The 3,197-nt window shown below is 33.7% G+C and carries 6 protein-coding genes; 2 read left to right on the top strand and 4 right to left on the bottom strand.

Going from position 1 to position 3,197, the window contains the following annotated elements; all coding sequences use genetic code 11:
• Together HRT72_10675 and HRT72_10670 are read right to left on the bottom strand one after the other, a co-directional pair.
• Window positions 1-937 (bottom strand): PD40 domain-containing protein (locus HRT72_10675; protein NQY68167.1); only part of this gene is annotated, 937 nt, incomplete at its 3' end.
• Window positions 938-1,112: 175 nt separating this feature from the next.
• Window positions 1,113-1,778 carry a response regulator transcription factor gene (locus tag HRT72_10670; GenBank protein NQY68166.1) on the bottom strand — a complete coding sequence of 222 codons (666 nt, stop codon included), beginning with the start codon at window positions 1,776-1,778 and terminating at the stop codon, window positions 1,113-1,115.
• Window positions 1,779-2,081: 303 nt separating this feature from the next.
• Here HRT72_10670 and HRT72_10665 point away from each other — a divergent pair, with 303 nt between their 5' ends.
• A complete protein-coding gene (locus HRT72_10665; GenBank protein ID NQY68165.1) occupies window positions 2,082-2,357 on the top strand; it encodes a 3'-5' exonuclease in 276 nt (91 codons plus the stop codon).
• Between the two features lie 35 nt (window positions 2,358-2,392).
• Complete coding sequence (locus tag HRT72_10660) at window positions 2,393-2,707, top strand: hypothetical protein (protein ID NQY68164.1); 315 nt, start codon at window positions 2,393-2,395, stop codon at window positions 2,705-2,707.
• A gap of 4 nt (window positions 2,708-2,711) precedes the next feature.
• Here the strand turns inward: HRT72_10660 and HRT72_10655 are convergent, their stop codons facing one another.
• Window positions 2,712-3,005, bottom strand: a complete 294-nt coding sequence (locus HRT72_10655) for a hypothetical protein (GenBank protein ID NQY68163.1) — start codon at window positions 3,003-3,005, stop codon at window positions 2,712-2,714.
• Between the two features lie 43 nt (window positions 3,006-3,048).
• Window positions 3,049-3,197: inorganic diphosphatase (locus tag HRT72_10650; protein ID NQY68162.1), on the bottom strand; the 149-nt coding region annotated here is incomplete at its 5' end.

The following is a 3,197-nucleotide window of genomic DNA, read 5'->3' as shown; positions in this document are numbered from 1 at the left end:
TTCCTCCATATCCACCATGCCGGTCGCTAGAGAAATAAACGATATCTACTTCAGTTGTCAAACTAGCACTAGACTCAACTCCTAAAGAGTTAATGTCATTATCGAAAATAGTAGGGATTTCCCAATCATACCCTTTGAGCCTAGAAGAGTAAATATCTCCACCACCATAAGGATTCGATCTATATATAAACAATGTTTGTCCATCTGGGGCAAGTCCTATACCAGCATCATGATGCTCTGTATTTATAGTTGTCCCCATATTCTCTGGTGGACTCCAAATACCATCTGTATTATAAGTAATGTATATGTCTTCAAAATATTTATTCTCAGCATCCACTAAACCTCCAGTACTTCCTGGTCTTCTAGATGTAAATATCAATATCGATTCATCGGCAGATATAACTGGTGCATAATCGGAATAGCGTGTATTAGCCCAGCCTAGGTTACTAATTTGGGCATTAAGAGGATCACTCACCAATTCATCTGCATAGTTTGATTGATCAATTAATCGCTCTACTTCTTGATCTGTAAAGTCTTTTAAATTATTCGTGCTAATTGCCGGTATACTCAAATACTCCCTATAAGCTTCAATGGCTTCATGAAACTTCATCTCATAATGATATGCCTTACCCAGATACAATATAGCTTCGAGATCTCCTAGTTCGGCAGCTTTAAGAAGAAACGCAGAACATCCTTTTCTGTTCTTTTTGGAGTTTATCTTACAGATACCAATATTTAAATTTGTTTTAGCATTCAAGCTATCCTCTTGCAAAACTTTTAAGAATAGCGGTAAAGCTTTATTAAACTCTTGTTTTTTGAAGTGCTTATTGGCCATCATCAAAGTGTCGCCCATGGCTTTAGATAAGCGTTGCCCAGAAACCGTTATCGTACTAATTAATACGGTAAAAAGGCATGTAATAAATATCTTATGTAGCATGTTAAAACTAACGTATTGTATTCTCTTCTTAACTGTAAATCATTAACAGCCATCAAATATAAATAATACAGGTTTAAACTGTTCTATTAGAGCCGAATAATCAATTTAGGTGCCATAAAATAATATATTTAAATGAGGTATTTATTAATGGAGTGTGAATTATTAAAATACTATTTTATTGACTTCGAGGTGTCAGTATCTGATTTCTATAAGCCAAGCCTAGAAGCTCAGCTGCATTTTTAACTCCAAGTTTCGCCATCATATTTGATCGGTGTGCATCTACTGTACGAGCACTGATTTTTAGCTCTACTCCTATCTGGCTACTTGTTTGTCCTTTGGCGATTAATTTAAGGATTTGCAATTCTCTTTCAGAAACTACCTTTTTTGAACCTTGGTTAGAATCTTCATTTTTCGACGTTTCCGAATTCTGAATGGTACGCCAAACCTCTTTCAGGAAATACCTTTCTCCCTTAATAACCTTCTTAATAGCCTTGGAGACCTCTGTTACCTGACATATTTTAAGTAAATAACTTGAAATTCCAGCATCATAAAGATCGCTTACATCTTTTTTAATCTTTTTATCAGAGAGAACAATTATTTTCAATAGCGGACTCATTCGTTTAAGCCGTTGAATATATTGAATAGCGGTATCGCCTTTTAAATAGATTTCAGTTATTAGAATATCTGGCTTTTTATTCACCACTAAATCATAGACATCCTCGAAATTTTCAGCTTCACCTAATAATTTAAATTCAGGATCCTTACTAAGGATGGATTTTATAGCATATTTTACGATCGATTGATCATCTGCAATTACAAATCCAACATTCCGATATTCCATGAAAGAATATACTCTTAGAAGTTGAATATGTTTTATTATAAATGATTCATCATGAAAGATTCGAGCTAATACAACCACGAATCATGCTTCTAACCCGTAAAAGGCTTTCTTCTGTAACCACTCAGAGCGTTCGGTATTACAAGCATTAATACTAGGAAGCATTTCAAGTTCACATTATTATCTACAAGAAACTTTAAATCAGCTACGATTATATGATGTAAGGTTTTATGTAAATTTTATTTTTTTCACCCGGATATTTCCGAAAGACTCCAATGCAACTATTAATTGTGATAATTTTATAACATGTATTCAATTGTAGATGTAGAAACTTCTGGGTTTGGTCCTAAAGGAAATAAGATTACAGAAATTGCTATTTACATCTTTTATGGCAAAATAATAATTGACGAATACCATTCTCTCGTTAACCCGGAATGCTCCATTCCATACCAGATAACTCGAATTACAGGCATAACTGACGAAACAGTAGCCAATGCACCTAAGTTCTATGAAATAGCTAAATATGTCCTAAGTTTTGCTCAATTCAAACCAGCCAAAATGAATGCTTCAATTATCATTTAAAGGAATGCGACGGCATATGTTGTGGAAAAGAAACTGTGGAAGATTATAATAATAAAGTGCTTGCGGCAATTGATGAATATATAAAGAATGAAATCGATTTTGCAATCTTAGGTGATGGACGATCTAGCGATGAACGAAGCGTCGTTATTGTGGAAAAAGGCAGTTATAAAGGATATGGATACTTTAAAAAAGAAGACAATCTCCCTTCACGGTTTGGAGATTACATTGATTTTATTACTCCCCAAAGAGACAACAGTGATATTCAAAAAATTCTAAAACAATATTTTAAAAAGGATATGAACACAAGTACTATCATCTATGATAGTAATACAGAATATCTAGAGAATTAATTCTTCAGGAAGATTTAAACTCTTCTTTCAAATTCATTTTCTCTAAGTCGTTATATGTATTGGTTAAGGAATGAATTAAATCAAGCATATCTCCATCTTTTAAATGCATTTCTAAGATATGAGTAGGATCACTTTCGAAATTATAGTAGGATACATTCTTCTCTAAACGATGTCGGTTTTTAACCAGCTTATCTCGAATTAGTTCGTAGTTCCACTCATAATCTGGAGTGAAATGCAGGTAATCTAAGAGATCACCAACATCCTGTTTTAATTCCTTCTTTGTAAGAATCTTTGCCATTAAATTTCAGTCTACTTGGGCCAATAATTCATTGACCCTTCTTTTAGAATGCTTTTACGGCTTTGTCGATGATAAGGTTTGCTTCTTTTTGTTCACTAAACCCAAGTACTTCAATTTGCCCTGGTCCTTTATAGTTCAAAAACCAAGTTTTAACAATTTCCAAAACACCCGGGAATTTATCTTGCAATTCTT

The sequence above is a fragment of the Flavobacteriales bacterium genome, assembly GCA_013214975.1.
Classification (GTDB): Bacteria; Bacteroidota; Bacteroidia; order DT-38; family DT-38; genus DT-38.
This window is presented reverse-complemented; position numbering and strand designations above follow the sequence as displayed.

What these genes read in the sequence shown, in the direction of transcription:
- HRT72_10670 (NQY68166.1), bottom strand. Translation starts at nt 1,778, where the DNA reads ATGGAATATCGGAATGTTGGATTTGTAATTGCAGATGATCAATCGATC.
- HRT72_10665 (NQY68165.1), top strand. Translation starts at nt 2,082, where the DNA reads ATGTATTCAATTGTAGATGTAGAAACTTCTGGGTTTGGTCCTAAAGGA.
- HRT72_10655 (NQY68163.1), bottom strand. Translation starts at nt 3,005, where the DNA reads ATGGCAAAGATTCTTACAAAGAAGGAATTAAAACAGGATGTTGGTGAT.